Consider the following 19,135-nt stretch of genomic DNA (forward strand, 5'->3'; position numbering starts at 1 on the left):
CGCGAGCAGCTTTCAACTTCATAGCAGAATCCATGAACGCAGCCGCCGCCGACGACGACGATGAAGACCGCATGGTCGACGTGATGTCGCCGGAAGTGCCCGAGGAGATTCGCCAGGCGGTGCTGGCCCGCAACGCGCCCGATGCCACGCTCTGGCGCTGCCCGCGCAGGTCGGGGCTGCGCGGCCCGCTGTCCTGGCTGGGCATCGGGCAACGGCGGGTGATCATCGAGTGGTGGCTGTTGAGCGCCGATGGCGAGCTGATCGAAGCGTTCTGGCTGACATGACACCCCGCGCGGCGCTCGCGCCTGACGCACCCCAACCGACTTATCCATGGCTTCTACGTTTCCCGACTGGTTGATCTGGCTGGCCCTGGCCGGCCTGTTGCTCAACGCCATCCTGCTGATCGTGCTGCTGCTGCGCCGGCCGCAGCGGCCGGACGACGTGGCGTCGCGCGGCGAGCTGCAGGCGGTGGTCGGGCAGGCCGTGGGGCAGCAGCAGGAGCGCCTGGCGCACGGGCTGCGGCAGGAGATGGGCGAGTCGGCGCGCGACGGGCGGCAGGAGCTGGCGCAGACGCTGCTGCGCTTTCAGGACGCGGTGATGCGCCAGGGCGCCGAAGCCACGCGCACGCAGAACACGCAGATCGACGCCTTTGCCCAGCAGCTGGCGCACCTGCGCGGCGGCCTGTCGGAGACGCTGACGCAGCAGCTGACCGCCTTGAGCGAAGCCAACGCGCGCCGCCTGCAGGAAGTGCGCGGCACGCTGGAGCAGCAGCTGGCCGCGCTGCAGGCCGCCAACAGCGCCAAGCTGGACGAGATGCGCCGCACGGTGGACGAGAAGCTGCACGCCACGCTGGAGCAGCGCCTGGGCGAGAGCTTCAAGCAGGTGGCCGAGCGGCTGGAGCTGGTGCACCGCGGCCTGGGCGAGATGCAGCGGCTGGCGCAGGACGTGGGTTCGCTCAACCGGGTGCTGACCAACGTCAAGTCGCGCGGCGTGTTTGGCGAGGTGCAGCTGGCCGGGCTGCTGGAGCAGGTGTTCACGCCCGAGCAGTACGCCGCCAACGTCGAGACGGTGCCGGGCAGCAACGCGCGCGTCGAGTTCGCGATCCGTCTGCCGGGCCGGCGCGAGGACGGCGCGCCGCTGTGGCTGCCGATCGACGCGAAGTTTCCGCGCGAGGATTACGAGCGCCTGCTGGCCGCGCAGGACGCGGCCGACGCGCCGGGCGCCGAAGCCGCGGCCAAGGCGATCGAGGCGCGCCTGCGGCTGGAGGCGCGCACCATCCGTCAGAAGTACATCGCCGCGCCGCACACGACCGACTTCGCCATCCTGTTCCTGCCGACCGAAGGCCTGTACGCCGAAGCGCTGCGCCGCCCTGGCCTGGTGGAGGCGCTGCAGCGCTACCACCGCATCACGCTGGCCGGGCCGACCACGCTGCTGGCGACGCTGAGCAGCCTGCAAATGGGCTTTCGCACGCTGGCGCTGGAAAAGCGCAGCGCCGAGGTGTGGGAAGTGCTGGGCGCGGTGAAGACCGAGTTCGGCAAGTTCGGCGAATTCGTCAGCAAGGTGCGCGGCCAGGCCGAGAACGTGGTCAAGACGCTGGATCAGGCGCAGACGCGCACCAACATGATGAACCGCGCGCTGCGCCAAGTGGAGGCGCTGCCCGACGAGGCGGCCGGGCGGCTGTTGCCGGGCGGCGGCGCGGGGATGGACGCCCCGCCGGACACGTCGGCGCCACCATCGCCTGCGCCATGAACGCTATACCTTTAGTAGATGTTTGCGCAAATGGTTGTAAGGCCAGTGGCCCATTTTCCTTGAAAGACGGACTTTCATGACCGGGCGCGAGCTGCTGCGCCTGATGCTGGCGCAAATCTGTGTGCACACCGCCATGACCGGCACGCGCCTGGCCGCGCCGCTGTTGGCGCTGCAGCAGGGTTACAGCGCGGCGGCGGTGGGCGTGTTGCTGGCGCTGTACGCGCTGTCGGGCGTTTTTCTGGCGCTGCCGGCGGGGCGGCTGGCGGACCGGCGCGGGCTGCACCTGCCGATGCAGCTGGCCGTGGGCGCGGCGGTGCTGGGCGCGGGGATGGCGGCGGCGTTTCCGGTGTACAGCGTGCTGTGCGTGTCGGCGCTGCTGACCGGCGCATCGGCCGGCGCGATGCAGATCGCCATGCAGCGGCACGTGGGGCGTTCGGCGCGCGGGCCGGACGAGTTGAAGCACCTGTTCAGCTGGATCGCCGTGGCGCCGCCGACGGCCAACTTTCTGGGGCCGTTTGCGGCGGGGTTGCTGATCGACTTTGCCGGTCCGCAGCCGGCGGACATGGTCGGCTTTCGCGCGGCGTTTGCGCTGATGGCGCTGCTGCCGCTGGTCGGCTGGCTGCTGGCGCGCGGCGCGCCCGAATCCGAGGCGCTGGCCGGCAGCGCGGCCGAGCAGACCAAGAGCTCGGCCTTTGAGCTGGTGGCGCTGCCGGGCATCCGCCGCCTGCTGTTCGCCAACCTGCTGCAAGCGGCAGCGTGGGACGCCCACACCTTCGTGCTGCCCATCCTGGGCCATGAGCGCGGCATGGCGGCATCGACCATCGGCGTGCTGCTGGGCTCGTTCGCCGTGGCGGCCGCGGTGGTGCGGGTGGCCCTGCCGCGCCTGACCGCCAACGTGCCGGAATGGCGCGTCATCTACTTCGCCACGCTGGTGGCGGCGGTGGCGCTGCTGGTCTACCCGCTGATGCCTGACGCCTGGACCATGGGCATGTGTTCGGTGGTGCTGGGCCTGGCGCTGGGCGCCGTGCAGCCGATGGTGCTGGTGCTGCTGCACCGCGTGGCGCCGCCAGCGCGCCAGGGCGAGGCCATGGCGCTGCGCATGATGACGATGAACTTCTCCAGCTTCCTGCTGCCCATGCTTTTCGGCTCGATCGGCGCGGTGACCGGCGTGGCCGGCCTGTTCTGGCTGGTGGCGGGCGTGGTGGCGATCGGCGCACGCGAGGTACCGGGGTTGCGGGAGGTGGACGCGCCGGGTACCCCGCCATCCAGCAAGATATGAACGAAATCGGCCTCCAGCCTTACAACCACCTGCGCAAACAGCTCCCGATTCAATAGCACACAGCATGGGCGACGCGGTGGCAAAAGGATGCCCGAGCCGCGCCGCAGCGTGTTCAGTCTTCCAGACCCAGGTCCTGAATCTTGCGCGTGATGGTGTTGCGCCCGATGCCCAGGCGCTGCGCCGCTTCGATGCGGCGCCCACGGGTGCTGGCCAGTGCGGCCTGGATGAGGCGCGCTTCGGCGCGGTGGATCAGCCGGTCCCACACGTCTGGCAGGCCGGCTTCCAGCAACTGGGCGGCTTCGGCCTCCAGCGCGCCCTCCCAGCCGTTCGCGGCGTCGCCGCGGGGGCCGGGGTCGAGGGGCAACGCCGCCAGCGGTGGCGCGGCGATGCCATGCTCCAGCACCTGGCCACCGCCGCCATCGGCCAAGGCGGGCGCCTGGACCGGTGCCGCACCGGGCGGCGCCTCGGTGCGCGGGGGCACTGCCAGCACTTCGGGCGGCAGGTCCTTCAACTCGACCACCTGCGAGGGCGCCATGACGGTCAGCCAGTGGCAGATGTTTTCCAGTTGGCGCACGTTGCCGGGGAAGGGAAAACCTTCCAGCCGTGCCAGCGCCGGGGCCGATATCTGCTTGGGCTGCACGCCCAGCTGGCGGGCGCTCTGCGCCAGGAAATGGCGGGTCAGCGACGCGATGTCCTCGCGCCGCTCGCGCAGGGGCGGCAGGCGCAGGCGGATGACGTTCAGGCGGTGGAACAGGTCTTCGCGGAAGGCACCATCGGCCACGCGCTGCTCCAGGTTCTGGTGCGTGGCGGCGATCACGCGCACATTGGCCTGCACCGCCTGGTGGCCGCCGACGCGGTAGAACTGCCCGTCTGACAGCACGCGCAGCAGGCGCGTCTGCAAGTCGAACGGCATGTCGCCGATCTCGTCGAGGAACAACGTGCCGCCCTCGGCCTGCTCGAAACGGCCGCGGCGCAGCGTCTGCGCGCCCGTGAAGGCGCCGCGTTCGTGGCCGAACAGCTCGGATTCGAGCAGGTCCTTGGGGATGGCCGCCGTGTTGATGGCGACGAACGGCCCGCCTGCGCGGCTGGAATGCTTGTGCAGCGCGCGCGCCACCAGTTCCTTGCCGCTGCCGGATTCGCCGGTGATCAGCACCGTGACCTGGCTGTGCGACAACCGGCCAATGGCGCGGAACACGTCCTGCATGGCCGGCGCCTGGCCCAGCATCTCGGGCGCCACGGTCTGCGGCGCTTCGGCCACGGCTTCGCGCTGGCTTTCGGTGACGGCGCGCTGAATCAGCTCGACCGCCTGCGGCACGTCAAACGGCTTGGCCAGGTAGTCGAACGCGCCGCCCTGAAAGGCCGAGACCGCGCTGTCCAGATCGGAAAACGCCGTCATCACGATCACCGGCAGTTGCGGCAACCGCTGCTTGACGGTGGCCAGCAGCTCCAGCCCGTTGCCGCCGGGCATGCGGATGTCGCTGACCAGCACGCCGGGCGCGTCGGCGCCCGACGCGTCCAGCGCGCTCAGCACTTCGCGCGGGTTGGCAAACGAGCGCGTGGGCAGCGCGGCACGCGCCAGCGCCTTTTCAAGGACGAAGCGAATGGACGGGTCATCGTCGACGATCCAGATCGGCTTCATGGGGGTATCGCTCCTGCAAACTGAAAGGCATGGGCACGGGTGTCCGGACAACCCCTGGCCTGGCCAGCAGCTCAGGGCAAGGGGATCAGGATCCGGAAATCCGTCTTTCCGGGCTCGCTGGCCAGCTCGATCAGGCCGCCGTGCTGCTGCACAAAGGTTTGCGCCAGGGTCAGCCCCAGCCCGCTGCCTCCGTCGCGCCCTGATACCAGGGGTTGAAACACTCGGTCCTTGATCGCGTCCGGCACACCGGGCCCGTTGTCGATGACATGCAATTCCAGTGCCAGTCTATAGCGCTGGCGCCCGAAAGTGACCTGGCGCAGCACGCGCGTGCGCAAGGTGATCTGCGCATCGCCGGCCGCGATGCGCTCGGTCAGCGCCTGGGCGGCGTTGTGCACCACGTTCAGCACGGCCTGGATCAGCTGTTCGCGGTCGCCGCGCAGTTCGGGCAGCGAGGTGTCGTAGTCGCGCACCACCTTCAACCCGCGCGGGAATTCGGCCAGCACCAGCGAACGCACGCGCTCGCACACCTCGTGGATGTTGACTTCGCCCAGCACCTGGCGGTGGCGATGCGGCGCCAGCAGGCGATCGACCAGCAGCTGCAGGCGGTCGGATTCGTGGATGATGACCTGGGTGTACTCGTGCAGGCTGCGGTCGCTGATCTCCATTTCCAGTAGCTGCGCCGCGCCGCGGATGCCGCCCAGCGGGTTCTTGATCTCGTGCGCGAGGTTGCGAAACAGCTCCTTGTTGGCCTTGGCCTGATCGGCCAGGCGCTCTTCGCGCTCCTGGCGCGCCTGCTGCTCCAGCGGCAGCAGCTCGACGATGATTTCGCCAGCGCGCTCGGTCTGGGCCACGATCGCGTGCACGGCCAGAGGTTCGCCGCTTTGGGGTTTGAGTTGCGCGTCGTAGCGCAGGGCGGCGAACTGGTTGCCACGCACACCCTCCAGCGCGTGCTGCAATGTGTCGGCCTCGGCGAAGTACTGCGCCAGGCCCGTGCCTTCGATGCTGCGCCAGGACAGGCCGATGGCGTTTTCCAGCGCAGCGTTGGCGAACAGCACGGTGCCGTCCTGCGCAACCACGGCCACCAGCGTCGGCAACAGGTCAAAGGCCTGAAACCGGGCGGGGTGCGGTCGACGGGCGGCGCCCAAGGTGACGGTGGGATCAAGAAAGCGAAAGGCGCCGTGGCGCCATCAAGTGGGCACGGCGACAAGCACCGCGCCCACGGGAGGTATCAGCGGAAGCGGCCCAGTTCGCGCTTGATGCCGTCGATGTCCGACTGGTTGCGGGCGATCGAAGCCTTCATCTCGGCCACGCGGTCCAGGTACTTCTGGTAATTGCGTTCGTTGCCCTGGCGCTCGGGCTCGCCGTTGTTGTATTCCTTCTTGAGCTCGGCCTGGCGCGATTCGGCGCGGCGCAGCTCCTGCTCCAGAATGGCTTTGGCGTCGGAATCGCGGGCGCGCTGGTCGGGTGTGTCGATGCGCGGCGCGGCGGGAACGCTGGCCACGCGAGGCGCTGCGGGCGCATCTGACGAGTTGCTGCTGGAGCGCGCGACCGGCGCGGACTGGGTGGCTGCCGGGGCGGTGCCGCGCACCACTGTCACGTTGCCGCCTTCAACCGCCTTGCAGCCGGAGCGGCCCTTGATCTGGTTGGTGTACTCGTTGCCGCAGCGGTAAATGCGCTCCTGCGCGGCAACGGGCAGCGCTGCGCCGACCAGGCTGGCCGCCAGAACCACTGAGGAAATCAACAGGGAAGCTTGGGTCATCGTCGGTCTCCAGAGTCGGCCAGCAGCCGGCGCCGGGGATCAAAAGTGGAAGTATCGGCCATGTAGAGTCGGATCACCACCCGGTGTTCCCGCCCACGAACGCAAAAGGCGGCACAAAGGCCGCCTTGTTGCACTTCCGTTGCGATCAGGTCACAGGGAATAGTACATGTCGTACTCGGCCGGATTGACCTGCACGCGGATGCGGTTGACCTCGGCCATCTTCAGCTCGATGAAGGCGTCGAGCATCGAATCGGAGAACACGCCGCCTTTGGTCAGGAAGGCGCGGTCCTTGTCCAGCTCTTCCAAAGCCTGGTCGAGGCTGTGGCAGACGGTCGGCACCAGCTTGTCCTCTTCAGGCGGCAGGTGGTACAGGTCTTTCGTGGCGGCTTCGCCCGGGTGGATCTTGTTTTCGATGCCGTCCAGACCGGCCATCAGCAGGGCCGAGAAGCACAGGTACGGGTTGGCCATCGGGTCGGGGAAGCGCGCCTCGATGCGGCGGGCCTTGTCGCTGGCCACGTGCGGGATGCGGATCGAAGCCGAGCGGTTGCGGCTGGAATAGGCCAGCTTGACCGGCGCTTCAAAGTGCGGGACCAGGCGCTTGTAGCTGTTGGTGGTGGGGTTGGTGATGGCGTTCAGCGCGCGGGCGTGCTTGATGATGCCGCCAATGTAGTGCAGCGCCGTGTCCGACAGGCCGGCGTAGCCCTTGCCCGCGAACAGGTTCTTGCCGCCCTTCCAGATCGACTGGTGCACGTGCATGCCGCTGCCGTTGTCGCCGTGGTAGGGCTTGGGCATGAAGGTGGCGGTCTTGCCGTAGGCGTCGGCCACGTTCCAGACCACGTGCTTGAGGCGCTGGGTCCAGTCGGCGCGCTCGACCAGGGTGCTGAACTTGGTGCCGATTTCCATCTGGCCAGCGCCCGCGACTTCGTGGTGGAACACCTCGACCGGGATGCCCATGGCTTCCAGCAGCAGCACCATTTCAGCGCGCATGTCGTGCGTGCTGTCGACCGGCGCCACGGGGAAGTAGCCGCCCTTGGTGGTCGGGCGGTGGCCGCGGTTGCCGCCTTCGAGCTTGGCGCCGCTGTTCCAGGGTGCCTCGTATTCCTCGATCTCATAGAAGCTGTGGCCGGGCTCGCAGCTCCAGCGCACGCCATCGAACACGAAGAATTCGGGCTCGGGCCCGAAGTAGGCGGTGTCGCCCAGGCCGGACGCCTTCAGGTAGGCCTCGGCGCGCTTGGCCAGCGAGCGGGGGTCGCGCTCGTAGGCCTTGCCGTCGCCCGGCTCCAGCACGTCGCAGGTCAGCACCAGGGTCGATTCTTCGTAGAACGGGTCGATGTGGGCCGTGGACGGGTCGGGCATGAGCAGCATGTCCGACGCCTCGATGCCCTTCCAGCCGGCGATGGACGAGCCGTCGAAAGCGTGCCCTTCACTGAACTTGTCTTCGTCGAAGTGCGAGACCGGCACCGTGACGTGCTGCTCCTTGCCGCGGGTATCGGTGAAGCGGAAATCGACGAACTTGCACTCGTCTTCCTTCACCATTTTCATCACGTCTGCGACCGACTTGGCCATGGAAATCTCCTGAGCGGGGTATGGGGTCAAACAAAAAAGGTTTGCGCAGTCATTTGCAGCTTCCGTGCCAGCCACCGCCGCAGCGGGTGGACCGACAGCACCGCAGTGGCGCATGACCGTGATTGTGCCCTTGCTTGGCGGGCGTGCTGGAGCGCCGTGCACAGAATTCGTGAAGCCGCAGCCGGCCCGCCGCACCGCATCGGTGCATAACGCGGTTTTGCACCGTTTTGGTGCTAAGTCGCGCGCACGATTTCGGGGCCGTATTGCAGAGCGAAGGGCGCGAGCCAGCGGCGCAGGTCCGCGTAGGCGGTTTCGACCGCGGCCGGTTCGCCCTTGACGCCCAGGTCGATGTGGGCGCCGTACTCGGGGTGATCCACGCTCGGCAGGCTGAACACCTTGACGCCCGGATGCGCGGCTTCGACCCGTTCCATCACCGGGGTCAGCGTGCCTTCCATCGCGCCCAGCACGATCACGGACTTTTCGACCCAGGCGTTCTGGCGAAAGCACTGCGACCAGTCGGTATCCAGTGCCCAGGCCATCATGGGCCATGCCATCACCGGGAAGCCCGGTGCAAAATAGATAGCTGCCCGCGCAGGTGTATCTAGGGCAAAACCGGGAATCTTGTTGTAAACGTTGGGCATCAGGCGCGCCCCTTCGGGGAACATGCCCATGTTCAGCCGGTGCAGGTTGTCCGGCCGGTCGGGCTCGTAGGGCAGGCCCTTTTCACGCGCAGTGTCGGCGATGCGCTCCTGGATCAGGCGCTTGGCCTCGGGGTGCAGCACCAGCGGCCGCCCGAACGCCGCCGCCGCGCACTGGCGGGTGTGGTCGTCCGGCGTCGCGCCGATGCCGCCGGTGCAAAACACCACGTCGCCCGAAGCGATGGCCCGCCGCAGGGTGGCGGTGATGCGCGCCGGATCGTCCCCCACGTACTCGGCCCACGCCAGTTGCAGGCCGCGCTCGCCGAGCAGTTGCACGAAGTACGGTAGATGCTTGTCGGCGCGCTTGCCGGAGAGGATTTCGTCACCGATGACGATCAGGCCGAAGGCAGGGCAATTCATGGGTTTTGTGTGAAAACACAGCGAAGGAGGCTTTCTCAACATTCGCCCTCTGATGGGCGCGTCTGCCGCATTGGCCGCTGTAAACATGAAACATGGGCAGATATCACCTTTGACTGTCAATCAATCGACTCAGGGAGCCTACATGTCAAGAGACAGCCACCATCGTACGGTCAGCGGATCGCCTTGGCTGCTGCGTTTGACCGCGCCCGATCCTGACCCCGCTTACAAGGCGGGCGGCGGCAGAGTCGGCGGGGCTGCCTCTTCGGTACCGCCAGCCTCCACCAAAGGCCGCTCGCCCTGCCCTGCCCGCTGCGCCTGCAGCGCTGCCAGGCAATAGTGGGCGAACCAGAGCGACGAGAAGATGAACACCAAGGTGTAGATCCAGATCGCCACCGGGATCAGCAGCGCGAAGGCCACCGCAAACAGCGCAAACGACGCCCACACCACCCCCGGCGCGGCGCCCAGGTAGCCGCAGACCACGCCGATGGCCAGCAGCCGGGTGCGGTGATTCTTCATCAGCGTGCGGCGCTCTTCGGGGCTGGCGTGCTCGCTCAGCGCATCAAAGCTCATCACGCGGTAGGTGAGCCAACCCCAAATCAATGGCGGCAGCAGCAGGATCAACGGCGGCACCAGCCACAGCGGCACCGACACCAGCAGCGCGACCAGCGCCACCGCCGTGCTGCCCAGGGACCAGGCGACCGCCGCAACAAACGAGCCCGTGCCACGCCGCGCCAGATCGGGAAAGCGCCGCGCCGTCACCAGCTTGAGCACGGCCGGTGTCAGCATCAGCGCCACCAGCAGCAGCGCGCCCACCACGATCAGCGGCGTGGCCAGCAGCACCAGCAGGACCGGCGCCAGCACTTCGCGCAGGGCATGGGCGCCGAGCGTGTCGAGCCAGCCCGTCAGCGTGCCCATCACGGAAGATCCGTCCAGCCACTGGTTGAGCGCCGCCAGCCACGGCGTCCAGAAAAAGTAGCCCAGCACGCCCACCAGAATCAGCATCACCGCCAGCGGCAGCAGCGACAGCGCGATCACCCGCGGGTTAAGGCAGTACGCGGCGGCGCGCCAGAACGAATCGAGCACCAGTTTCATAGTTGGACAGCATAAACGGGCGCCGCGCCGTGCACATGGCGCCGTGCGCCCACGCCGGTCCGGCCGGGCGCCGACGCTCGCTGTCGGACTGGGCTGGCACCGCCCGCCCGCGCGGCTGCGCACAATGCGCGGATGCCCGATGAACCCCAGCCGGTATCCCCGCCGTCGACCGTCCCTGCGCGCCCATCGCCGGTGCGCGACCTGACGCAAGGGCCCATCGCTTCCACCCTGCTCGTTTTTTCCCTGCCGATCCTGGGCGGCAACGTGCTGCAGTCGCTTAACGGCTCGGTCAATGCGGTGTGGGTCGGCCGCCACCTGGGCGAGGCGGCGCTGACGGCCACGGCCAACGCCAACAACGTGATGTTTGCGTTGATCGGGCTGATCTTCGGCATTGGCATGGCGGCCACGATCCTGGTTGCCCAGGCCATGGGCGCCCACAACCTGGCGCAGGCCAAGCGCGTGATGGGCACCAGCGCCACGGTGTTCGGCCTGGCGTCGGTGGCCATGGCGGCGGTGGGCTGGCTGCTGTCGCGCCGCATCCTGCACTGGATGGGTACGCCCGAAAACGCGCTCGACCTGGCCGAAGCCTACCTGCGCGTGATCTTCCTCGCCATCCCACTGCTCTACCTGTTCGCGTTCGTGCAGGCGGTGCTGCGCGGCGCGGGCGATTCGCGCACGCCGTTCATCTTCCTGGCGCTGGTCGTGGTGCTGGACATGGCGCTCAACCCGCTGTTCATCTTTGGCTGGGGGCCGGTGCCGGCGCTGGGCATCACCGGCTCGGCGGTGGCCACCTTCGTCGCCAACGCCATCAGCCTGGCCGCCCTGCTGCTGTGGCTGCGCAAACGCCACCATCCGCTGTGGATCGGGCGTGGCGAGCGCGCGCTGTTCCGCCCCGACATGGCGCTGGTGCGCACGCTGATCACCAAGGGCCTGCCCATGGGCGTGCAGATGGTGATGATCTCGATGGCGATGATCATGATGATCTCCATGGTCAACGCCTACGGCGTGGCGATGGCCTCGGCCTACGGCGCCGCGCTGCAGCTGTGGACCTACGTGCAGATGCCGGCCATGGCCATCGGCGCGGCCTGCTCGACCATGGCGGCGCAGAACGTCGGCGCCGGACTGTGGCAGCGTGTGGACGCCACCGCCCGCGCTGGCGTGCTGTGCAACCTGCTGCTGACGGGTGCGATGGTGGCGGTGATGCTGCTGGCCGACCGCCACGTGCTCGGCTGGTTCCTGCCCGACGGCAGCCCGGCGCTGGAGAACGCGCGGCACCTCAACCGCATCGCCATCGGCTCCTTCATCTTCTTTGGCGTGACCTTCGTGCTGTCGGGCGTGGTGCGCTCAACCGGCGCCGTGGTGCCGCCGCTGATCATTCTGGCGGCCGCGATGTGGGGCATCCGCGTGCCGGTGGCGCGCTGGCTGCAGCCGCTGTGGGGCGCGGACGCGATCTGGTGGAGCTTTCCGATCAGCGCTGTGTGCGCCGCGCTGATGTCGCTGGCCTACTACGTCTAGGGCGGTTGGCGCAGCGCGCGCATGCTGCCCGGTCAGGCGCCTTGCGTGGGCTGCCCGGCCGAAGTGGGCGGTCAGCCGCCGGCGCCGGTGGCCGCTGCGGTCACGCCAGGGACGACCGATTTGCCGTTGGATCTGGACAGCGACGCGCAACCTGCGGCGGCGTGACGGCGGAAGGCGTGGCCTGCGCGCGGCCAGCGCGCCGCATTGGGCGCCCGGGGGGCGGGCCTCACCCCGAAATGGCAAATTCAAGACAAATCAGCCTCCAGCCCTAGAACCACCTGCGCGACCAGCTATCACAATCGTAGTAATTGTTGCCCACACCCCATCGCTTTGTCACCGTGGCCCACGCACTGCGCGCCATGGTTGCGGCCCCTGCCGTCACCGCGCGCCTGCTCAGCGCAGCACGTAGTCCACGGCCTGCGGCTCGGGCGTGCGCGGCGGCTCGTCGATCAGGCGCAGCAGGCTGGCTTCGATGCCGTGAGACAGCGCGTCCAGCGGCAAATCGTTCGGCTCGGTGCCAAACGGGTCTTCCAGCTCGGCGCCCACCGCCTCCAGCGCGAGGAAGGTGTAGGCCACGAAGCAGACCATGGCCGGCGTCATCCAGCCCAGCGTGTCCACCAGGCCGAAGGGCAGCAGCAGGCAGTACAGGTACACGCTGCGGTGAATGATCACGGTGTAGGTGAAGGGGATCGGCGTGCTGGCGATGCGCTCGCAACCGCCCAGCGCATCGGCCAACTGCGCCAGGCCGCGCTCAAACACCGGCACCACGGCGGGCGCGATCTGGCCGCGCTGCTGACGTTCGCCCACCCAGGCGTGCAGCTGCAGCAACAGGCGCGACGTCGGCTGCGGCGCGCCGGCCAGCGCCCGGGCCTCGCCTTCGGGCAGGAACTGCGCGAGATCGCCCGCCGCATCACCGCCACGCAGCTGGTGCTTCAGCGCGTGGGAGAAGGCGCACAGACGGTGGATGAAGTCGCGTGCACCCGCCGGGTCGGCCGGCTGCGGCAGCGTCAGGGTCTGCGCGGCCAGCGTGCGCGAGGTGTTCAGCAACTCCCCCCACAGGCTGCGCGCTTCCCAGAACCGGGCGTAGGCCGTGCTGTTGCGAAAGCTGAGAAAGATCGCCAGCGTCAGGCCGATCAGCGAAAACGGCACGAAGGTCAGCGACACCTTCCAACTGAGCAACTGGCCGTGCACCACCGTGACCAGCACCGCGAGCAGCGTCACGCCCAGCAGGCGCGGCGCGATCGACGGCAAGACCGAACCGCGCAGCACGAACAGCAGCGGAAACCAGTGGAGCTTGGGGCGAACGATCATGCGACGCGGGTCAAGAAGAAGCAGACACGGCTGACGGGTAGAGCGTCCCACGCCACACCCTGGGATTCAGAGAAAAACGACCTCTGGCCCTACAACCACCTGCGCAGGCAGCTATACCAATCATAGTAGACCATTCAGGCTCGCGCGCCCCGGGACGTCGCCTGGGTCCGTCGGTGGCAGGCCCAGGTCGGCCTGCGGCTCACCAGAAGGCGTCGTCCGTGCGTGCCCGCACGCGCGCCAGCTGCGCCAGCGCCAACTGCCGCACCAGCGCTTCGGGCACGGCCCGCGTGTACCGTACCTGCAGAAAATTCGCCGTGGTCGGCCAGCCGGCCAGCGCCTGGCGATGGTCCGCTAGGACCGCCGCGGACGGCGCGAAGTTCAGATGCGCCCGGGTTGCGGCGAACGAGAAAAGAAAGCGCGGCTCCACGAAAAACGGCACCTTCCATTTGATGCACTGCTGCGCCTGCGGCGCCACGTCCTGCAGGATGTGGTGTAGGGCGCGCAGGTGCGGCTGCGCCGCGCCGGGCGCTGCGGCGATGTACTCAGCGACCGAGTGGACCGGTAGGGCAGGCACTGGGCTGTCTGGCGCGCTGGCGGCATCAGGGCGACGCCGCTGCGCACCTCAGGGTGTGTCGGTCTTGGGCGTGGCGCCAGCCGACCGTTCGGGCTGGCCGTAGTGCCCGCGCAGCAGCCGCTTCAGGCCCAGCCACTGCTGCGCCCAGAAGCCGCGCCCGTAGTCGCGCCCGGCGAGCACCTGGTCTTCGATGCCGGTGGGCTCGGTGCCGGGGCGCCAGTCGGCGCTGCGAAACAGCATGTCCCACCACGGGAACAGCACGCCGAAGTTGCCGCCGTAGGGCAGGCGCGCCACGGTACCGGGCTCGTGCCCCAGGCTGAGCGCGTGGTGGCGGCGGTGAAAGCTGGGGCTAATCAGCAGGCGTTCGCCCACGCGGCCCCAATGCCAGCGCAAGTTGGCGTGCTGCAGGCTCTCCAGCAACTGGGTGACGGCGACCAGGGCGACGAACTGCGCCGGCGCGACGCCGATCAGGATGGCGACGACGACGAAGACCGTGTCGGTGATGACGGAGTCGAGCAGGTGGTTGCGGTTGTCGCTCCACATCGTCATCTGGCGCTGGCTGTGGTGCACGGCGTGCAACTGCCACCACCAGTGCCAGTGGTGCTGGGCGCTGTGCACCAGGTAGCCGATGAAGTCGAACACCACCAGGTAGAGGGCGAAGCTGACCCAGGCGTTGTCGGTCACGCCGGGCCAGATCTGGTCGATCTGCAGCGTGTGCAGACCGTGCGCGCGCAGCCAGCCGATGCCGTTCGTCAGCCATTCCTCGACGCTGAAGAACATCATCAGCTTGAACAGGCCCAGCTTGTGGAGCAGCGTGTAGAGCACGTCGATGAAGATGGCGTGCCGGTCGCGCACCGGCTCGGCCGGCCACAGGCGCTGCAGCGGGCCGATGAGCAGCACCATCAGCACGATCTGGACCACGCCGACCAGCAGCCAGCCGGTGGCGGTGAAACCGTCTTCCAGCAGGTTGCCCGAGCCGGCCCAGAAGGCGAAGGGCACGATCAGCGTCTCGAACACCCATTGCTGGGCGCTGGCGAAGGCGTCGGTGATGGTGGTCAGCACATCATCCCCCGTGCTGGGCGATCCATGCCTGGTACTTCGGGTGCTCGCGCAGCGTGCGAAAACAGAAGCCGCGCGCCTTCAGCCCGGTGACCAGCGGCTCCAGCACCGCCGGGGCCCACGCGTCCTGGCGCGACCAGATGCCCAGGTGGGCCAGCAGGATGTCGCCCGCGCGGATGTCGGCCAGCGCTTTTTTGAGCAACGCCTCGTTCGGGTACTGCGCGCTGGGCAGCTCGTCACCCAGAAAGCCCGCCGGCGACCAGCCGACGTGCTGGTAGCCGCAGGCTTCGGCCGCCGCCAGCAGTTGGGGCGACGTCTTGCCGCCCGGCGCACGGAACAGCGGCAGCGGCTTCTTGCCGGTGACCGAAGCCAGCCGGTCGGCCGCCAGGGCGATCTCTTCGCAGTACTGGCGTGCCGACCAGACCATGCGCTTGCCCGCCTGCGGTCCGGCCGAGGGCTCGATGCGAAAGCGCGGCTGACCGTCCTGCGCCTTGGCATCGCCGCGCCAGTACGCGTGTTGCCAGGTGTGCGATGCGAATTCGTGCCCTTCGGCGGCGCGCGCCTTCCACCATGGCGCCCAAGTCTTGCCCAGGCTGCCGTCGCCTTCCTTGGTGCGTTCGTTGGCGGCGAAAAAGGTCACGCGCACCTGCTGGCGCCGCAGCACGTCGGCCACCAGCGGGGCGACGCCCATGTGGCCGGTGTCGAACGTCAGGTACAGCGGCTTGTCGCAGGATTCAGAGGGTTTTAGCGCCTCAGCGCAAGCCCCACCTGCGCAGGCAGCTATCAACAAAATAGCAATCAGCGGTCGCATGGCAACGCGGCGCGGTGGGCGCTCAGAACCGCCCGGCGTGGTCCAGCGTCCACACGCCGTGCGGCGACTTGCCGACCTTGACCTGGTGCACCACCTGGCGCTTGGCCACGTCGATCAGCGTCAGCTTGCCGGCCCAGCGCGAGCCGACCATGATCAGCGTGCCGTCGGCCGACACATCCATGCAGTCCGGGCCCGACGGGGCAGGCATGTTGGCCACCACCTGCATCTGCGTGTAGTCGATCTTGCTGATGGTGTTGGCCACGCGGTTGCTGACGTACACGTGGCGCCGGTCGCCCGCCGCGCGGAAGGCATGTGCGCCCTTGCCCGTGGGGATCTTGCCGACCAGCTCGGGCGCCTTGCCGCCGGCCACGTCGTACACCTCGACCCCGGTGCCGCCGGTCAGGCCCAGCAGCAGACGCTGCCCGTCGGGCGTGCCGAACACGTCGGCCGGCAGCGAGCCGGTCTTGACGCGGTGCGTCAGCGTCTGGCTGGCCAGGTCGACGGCCACCAGTTCGTCGCTGTCCTGCATGCTGGCCCACACCGTGGTGCTGTGCGGATCGATCCACAAATGGCTGGGCGTGCGGCCGGTGGCGATGCGCTTGACGAGCGTGGGGTCGCTGCCGTCCCAGCGGTAGATGTCGATGTGGTTCAGCCGGTTGGCGGCGGTGACGAACCACTTCATGTCCGGCGAAAAACGCAGGTGGTAGGGGTCCAGGATGCCGCGCACCACGCGCTGCACTTCGGCGGTGCGCGGGTCGATGAAGGTCAGTGAATCGCTGCCCGCGTTGGCCACGATGACCGAGCGCTCGTCCGGCGTGAGGTACAGGTGGTGCGGCTCCTTACCGGTGGGAATGCGCTTGATCTCGACCCAGCGCTGCGAATCGATCACGCTGACGTTGCCATCGAGGGAATTGAGCACGAACACCGGCGCGCCGTGGCGCGGCGCGGGCGGCGTGATGGCGCCGGGGGCGATGGGGGTACGCGCGGGCACCGGAGCCTGCGCGACAGCGTGCTGCGTGAGCGCCCCCACGCCCGCCCCCAGACCGACCGAACCGGCCCATCCCAGCAAGCCACGGCGCGAAGGGTTGCCGGCGTCAGGTCGCGCCGAAGCGATTCGAGGGGTCACAAGAGCACCGCAGAAGCTGGATCAACGAGAAAGTGTAGCCGTGGGCAGCGCCGCCGGGCTCTGTCTTAACATCCATCGCATGGAAATGGTGGACATCGACGGCGTTTTTCTCGAAGTGCAACCCATCGCCGCCCCGCCCGGCAGCGATCCGGCGCTGGCGCCGCTGGTGTTCCTGCACGAAGGCCTGGGCTCGGTCGCCATGTGGCGCGACTGGCCGGCCAGCCTCTGCGCAGCCACTGGGCGCGCGGGTTGGCTGTATTCGCGGCGCGGCTACGGCCAGTCCAGCCCGGTGCCGGACGTGCGTGGGCCATCGCGCGAAGGCGCGGACGGCCGCCGCAGCGGGCGGCTCTTGCCCGACTACATGCACCGCGAGGCGCTGAACGTGCTGCCCCAGTTGCTGGCGCACCTGGGCTTGGCGCGGCCGGTGTTGATCGGCCATTCGGACGGCGCCACCATCGCCCTCATCCACGCCGCGCACCACCCCGTGGCCGCGTGTGTGGTGCAGGCACCGCACGTGATGGTGGAAGGCGTCTCGGTCCAATCCATCGCCGAAGCGCGCGACGCCTTCAGCACCACGCCGCTGCGCGAGCGCCTGGGCCGCTACCACGCCGACGTGGACGGCGCCTTCTGGCAATGGAACGACGTGTGGCTGAGCGAGGCCTTTCGCGCCTTCGACATCCGCGATGAGATCCGCGGCATCCGCGCACCGCTGCTGGCGATCCAGGGCCTGGATGACCAGTACGGCACGCTGGCGCAGATCCACGACATCGGCCGGGCTGTGCCGCAGGCCGAGCTGCTGGAAGTGCCTGACTGCGGGCATTCGCCGTTCAAGGACCAGCCTGAGGTGGTGAACGCGGCGATCGCCGACTTTCTGCGCCGCAGAGTCCCGGCCGGCGTCTGAGCCGCCGTATCCCGGCCAGCGTCTGGACCGCCAGCGGCCCTCCGGCGTCAGCGTCGGCGCCGCGCGCTGCCTCCGCCTACTGGTCCAGCCAGTCGCAGATGCCGCGCCACTGCGCCAGGTCGCGCGCCACGCGGCCGGGGGCGATGTCGAACAGGGTCAGACCGCGCGCGGCCAGGTGCACGTAGTTCTGCGTCGGGCGCAGCATGCCGAGCACCGGCAGGTGCAGGCCCTCGACGAACTGGCGCAGCTGGTCGGCCGACAGGGTGCGCTCATCCACGCGCATGCCGACGATGCCGATGTCGCGCGGCTCGCCGCTGCGCAGCTCGGCCACCTTGTCCAGGAATTCGCGCGTGGCGTAGATGTCGAAGATGCTGGGCTGCACGGGCACCAGCACCTTGTCGGCCAGGCGCATCACCTCGCGCAGGCGCGTGCCGTGCAGGCCGGCGGCGGTGTCCAGCACCACGTGCGTCGTGCCCTTGGGCGGGCGCACGATGAAGTCGCGCTGCACGTCCCACGCGGCAATCGGCTTGGCAGCTTCGGGCCGCAGGCCCAGCCACAGGCGGGATGACTGCTGCCGGTCCACGTCGCCCAGCATCACCGAATGGCCCTGGTTGGCAAAGTAGCCGGCCACGTTGGTGGCCAGGGTGGATTTGCCCACCCCACCCTTGGGGTTGGCGATCACGACGATCGGCACGGCTACTTCCTTCTGAGTTGGTGTGTGGTCGGCGCCCCAGACGCCCAGCCACGTATGTTAGCGGTTGTACAGGGCCCACCAGCCGCTGCGCGCCCACGGATGGGCCACATGGCCGCTTTTGAATGATTTGTGCCGTCAGCCCCACAACCACCAGCACTGGAAGCTCCTCGATTTATAGCAAACTGGCCGCCACCGCGTCCCACACCAGCTTCACGCCCGTCAGCAACATGCCGAGGTAGATGAAGCGGTAAAACAGCTTTTGGTCGATGCGCCGTGCGATGCGCACGCCCAGCCACACGCCCACCGGCGCCAGCGGCAGCAGCACCAGCGAGGTGCCCAGGTTGCGACCGTCCAGCAGGCCCAGCCAGGCGTAGGGCACCCATTTGGCCAGGTTGATGACGAAGAAGAAGTACGCCATCGTGCCCGTGAAGACGATCGGCGACAGCTTCAGCGGGATGACGTAAGCGTTGACCGGCGGTCCGCCCGCGTGGGCCACGAAGCTGGTGAAGCCCGACGTCGCCGTCAGCACCGCGCCCCACCAGCGCGGCGGCGGCGCACTGTCGGCGCGTGGCGGAAACAGCAGGCGCTGCGCCAGAAACGCCAGCGTGAACACGCCCACGATGCCGGCCACCCATTCCACCCGCATCAGCCGAAAAGACAGCGTGCCGATCACGATTCCGACCAGCCCCCAGGGCAGCAGGAACGTCAACAGGCGCCGGTCAAAGTCCTTGCGGAAGGCGGCGATGCCCAGCAAGTCCATCACCAGCAGCACCGGCATCAGGATCGCAGCAGCCTGCGGCACCGTCACCGACAGCGCCATCAGCGGCACCGCCAGCGAACCGAAACCTGCGCCGAAGCCGCTCTTGCTGATGCCCAGCAGAAGCACCGCCGGGATGGCGACGACGTAAAAGCCCCAATCGGTGATGACGGTCATGGTGGGGCGTCGCTGGCGTATGTTTGGGCTGGCAGCGCAAACTGATTGCTATACCAACGATAGCTGGC

The 19,135-nt window shown here is 68.5% G+C and carries 17 protein-coding genes and 1 pseudogene; 5 read left to right on the plus strand and 13 right to left on the minus strand.

Annotated elements, in window-relative coordinates:
• Positions 1 to 32 precede the first annotated feature (32 nt).
• The 3 genes from FVQ98_RS10135 (at position 33) to FVQ98_RS10145 (ending at position 3,028) form a co-directional block, all read left to right on the plus strand.
• On the plus strand, positions 33 to 284 hold the full coding sequence (locus FVQ98_RS10135) for a hypothetical protein (RefSeq protein ID WP_147913317.1): 252 nt from the start codon (positions 33 to 35) through the stop codon (positions 282 to 284).
• 46 nt (positions 285 to 330) lie between these two features.
• On the plus strand, positions 331 to 1,749 hold the full coding sequence (gene rmuC, locus FVQ98_RS10140; RefSeq protein WP_147913318.1) for a DNA recombination protein RmuC: 1,419 nt from the start codon (positions 331 to 333) through the stop codon (positions 1,747 to 1,749).
• A gap of 76 nt (positions 1,750 to 1,825) precedes the next feature.
• A complete protein-coding gene (locus FVQ98_RS10145) occupies positions 1,826 to 3,028 on the plus strand; it encodes an MFS transporter (protein WP_147913319.1) in 1,203 nt (400 codons plus the stop codon).
• 112 nt (positions 3,029 to 3,140) lie between these two features.
• Here FVQ98_RS10145 and ntrC read toward each other — a convergent pair whose 3' ends face one another.
• The 6 genes from ntrC to FVQ98_RS10175 all read right to left on the minus strand — a co-directional run bounded on the left by ntrC (position 3,141) and on the right by FVQ98_RS10175 (position 10,142).
• Complete coding sequence (gene ntrC / locus FVQ98_RS10150; protein WP_147913320.1) at positions 3,141 to 4,667, minus strand: nitrogen regulation protein NR(I); 1,527 nt, start codon at positions 4,665 to 4,667, stop codon at positions 3,141 to 3,143.
• A gap of 71 nt (positions 4,668 to 4,738) precedes the next feature.
• A complete protein-coding gene (gene glnL, locus FVQ98_RS10155; protein WP_147913374.1) occupies positions 4,739 to 5,761 on the minus strand; it encodes a nitrogen regulation protein NR(II) in 1,023 nt (340 codons plus the stop codon).
• Positions 5,762 to 5,895: 134 nt separating this feature from the next.
• Entirely contained in the window at positions 5,896 to 6,426 is a 531-nt protein-coding gene (locus FVQ98_RS10160) for a hypothetical protein (protein ID WP_147913321.1), read from the minus strand.
• Between the two features lie 150 nt (positions 6,427 to 6,576).
• Positions 6,577 to 7,992 carry a type I glutamate--ammonia ligase gene (gene glnA, locus FVQ98_RS10165; protein WP_147913322.1) on the minus strand — a complete coding sequence of 472 codons (1,416 nt, stop codon included), beginning with the start codon at positions 7,990 to 7,992 and terminating at the stop codon, positions 6,577 to 6,579.
• Positions 7,993 to 8,225: 233 nt separating this feature from the next.
• On the minus strand, positions 8,226 to 9,050 hold the full coding sequence (locus tag FVQ98_RS10170; RefSeq protein ID WP_147913323.1) for a competence/damage-inducible protein A: 825 nt from the start codon (positions 9,048 to 9,050) through the stop codon (positions 8,226 to 8,228).
• A 222-nt stretch (positions 9,051 to 9,272) separates the two neighbouring features.
• Positions 9,273 to 10,142, minus strand: a complete 870-nt coding sequence (locus FVQ98_RS10175; protein ID WP_147913324.1) for an EI24 domain-containing protein — start codon at positions 10,140 to 10,142, stop codon at positions 9,273 to 9,275.
• A 132-nt stretch (positions 10,143 to 10,274) separates the two neighbouring features.
• Here FVQ98_RS10175 and FVQ98_RS10180 point away from each other — a divergent pair.
• Positions 10,275 to 11,822: pseudogene (locus FVQ98_RS10180) on the plus strand (MATE family efflux transporter).
• A 228-nt stretch (positions 11,823 to 12,050) separates the two neighbouring features.
• Here FVQ98_RS10180 and FVQ98_RS10185 read toward each other — a convergent pair.
• The 5 genes from FVQ98_RS10185 to FVQ98_RS10205 form a co-directional block, all read right to left on the minus strand.
• A complete protein-coding gene (locus FVQ98_RS10185; protein WP_147913326.1) occupies positions 12,051 to 12,968 on the minus strand; it encodes a bestrophin family protein in 918 nt (305 codons plus the stop codon).
• 199 nt (positions 12,969 to 13,167) lie between these two features.
• Positions 13,168 to 13,542, minus strand: coding sequence for an iron chaperone (locus FVQ98_RS10190; protein ID WP_147913327.1), 375 nt, complete (start codon positions 13,540 to 13,542; stop codon positions 13,168 to 13,170).
• A gap of 48 nt (positions 13,543 to 13,590) precedes the next feature.
• Positions 13,591 to 14,601 (minus strand): sterol desaturase family protein, encoded by a 1,011-nt coding sequence (locus FVQ98_RS10195; RefSeq protein WP_370512947.1) that lies wholly within the window; start codon positions 14,599 to 14,601, stop codon positions 13,591 to 13,593.
• Between the two features lie 4 nt (positions 14,602 to 14,605).
• The gene (locus FVQ98_RS10200) at positions 14,606 to 15,412 is read right to left on the minus strand and encodes a polysaccharide deacetylase family protein (protein WP_147913329.1); all 807 of its coding nucleotides are present in this window, start codon (positions 15,410 to 15,412) and stop codon (positions 14,606 to 14,608) included.
• Between the two features lie 22 nt (positions 15,413 to 15,434).
• Positions 15,435 to 16,385, minus strand: coding sequence for a YVTN family beta-propeller repeat protein (locus tag FVQ98_RS10205; protein WP_255507735.1), 951 nt, complete (start codon positions 16,383 to 16,385; stop codon positions 15,435 to 15,437).
• 232 nt (positions 16,386 to 16,617) lie between these two features.
• Here FVQ98_RS10205 and FVQ98_RS10210 point away from each other — a divergent pair, with 232 nt between their 5' ends.
• Entirely contained in the window at positions 16,618 to 17,439 is an 822-nt protein-coding gene (locus FVQ98_RS10210) for an alpha/beta fold hydrolase (protein ID WP_147913330.1), read from the plus strand.
• Positions 17,440 to 17,515: 76 nt separating this feature from the next.
• Here FVQ98_RS10210 and FVQ98_RS10215 read toward each other — a convergent pair whose 3' ends face one another.
• Together FVQ98_RS10215 and FVQ98_RS10220 are read right to left on the minus strand one after the other, a co-directional pair.
• Complete coding sequence (locus FVQ98_RS10215) at positions 17,516 to 18,133, minus strand: ParA family protein (RefSeq protein ID WP_147913331.1); 618 nt, start codon at positions 18,131 to 18,133, stop codon at positions 17,516 to 17,518.
• A gap of 172 nt (positions 18,134 to 18,305) precedes the next feature.
• Positions 18,306 to 19,067, minus strand: a complete 762-nt coding sequence (locus FVQ98_RS10220) for a sulfite exporter TauE/SafE family protein (protein ID WP_147913332.1) — start codon at positions 19,065 to 19,067, stop codon at positions 18,306 to 18,308.
• Positions 19,068 to 19,135: the final 68 nt, after the last annotated feature.

This window comes from Ottowia flava (assembly GCF_008017535.1).
In the GTDB taxonomy this organism is placed as follows: domain Bacteria; phylum Pseudomonadota; class Gammaproteobacteria; order Burkholderiales; family Burkholderiaceae_C; genus Ottowia; species Ottowia flava.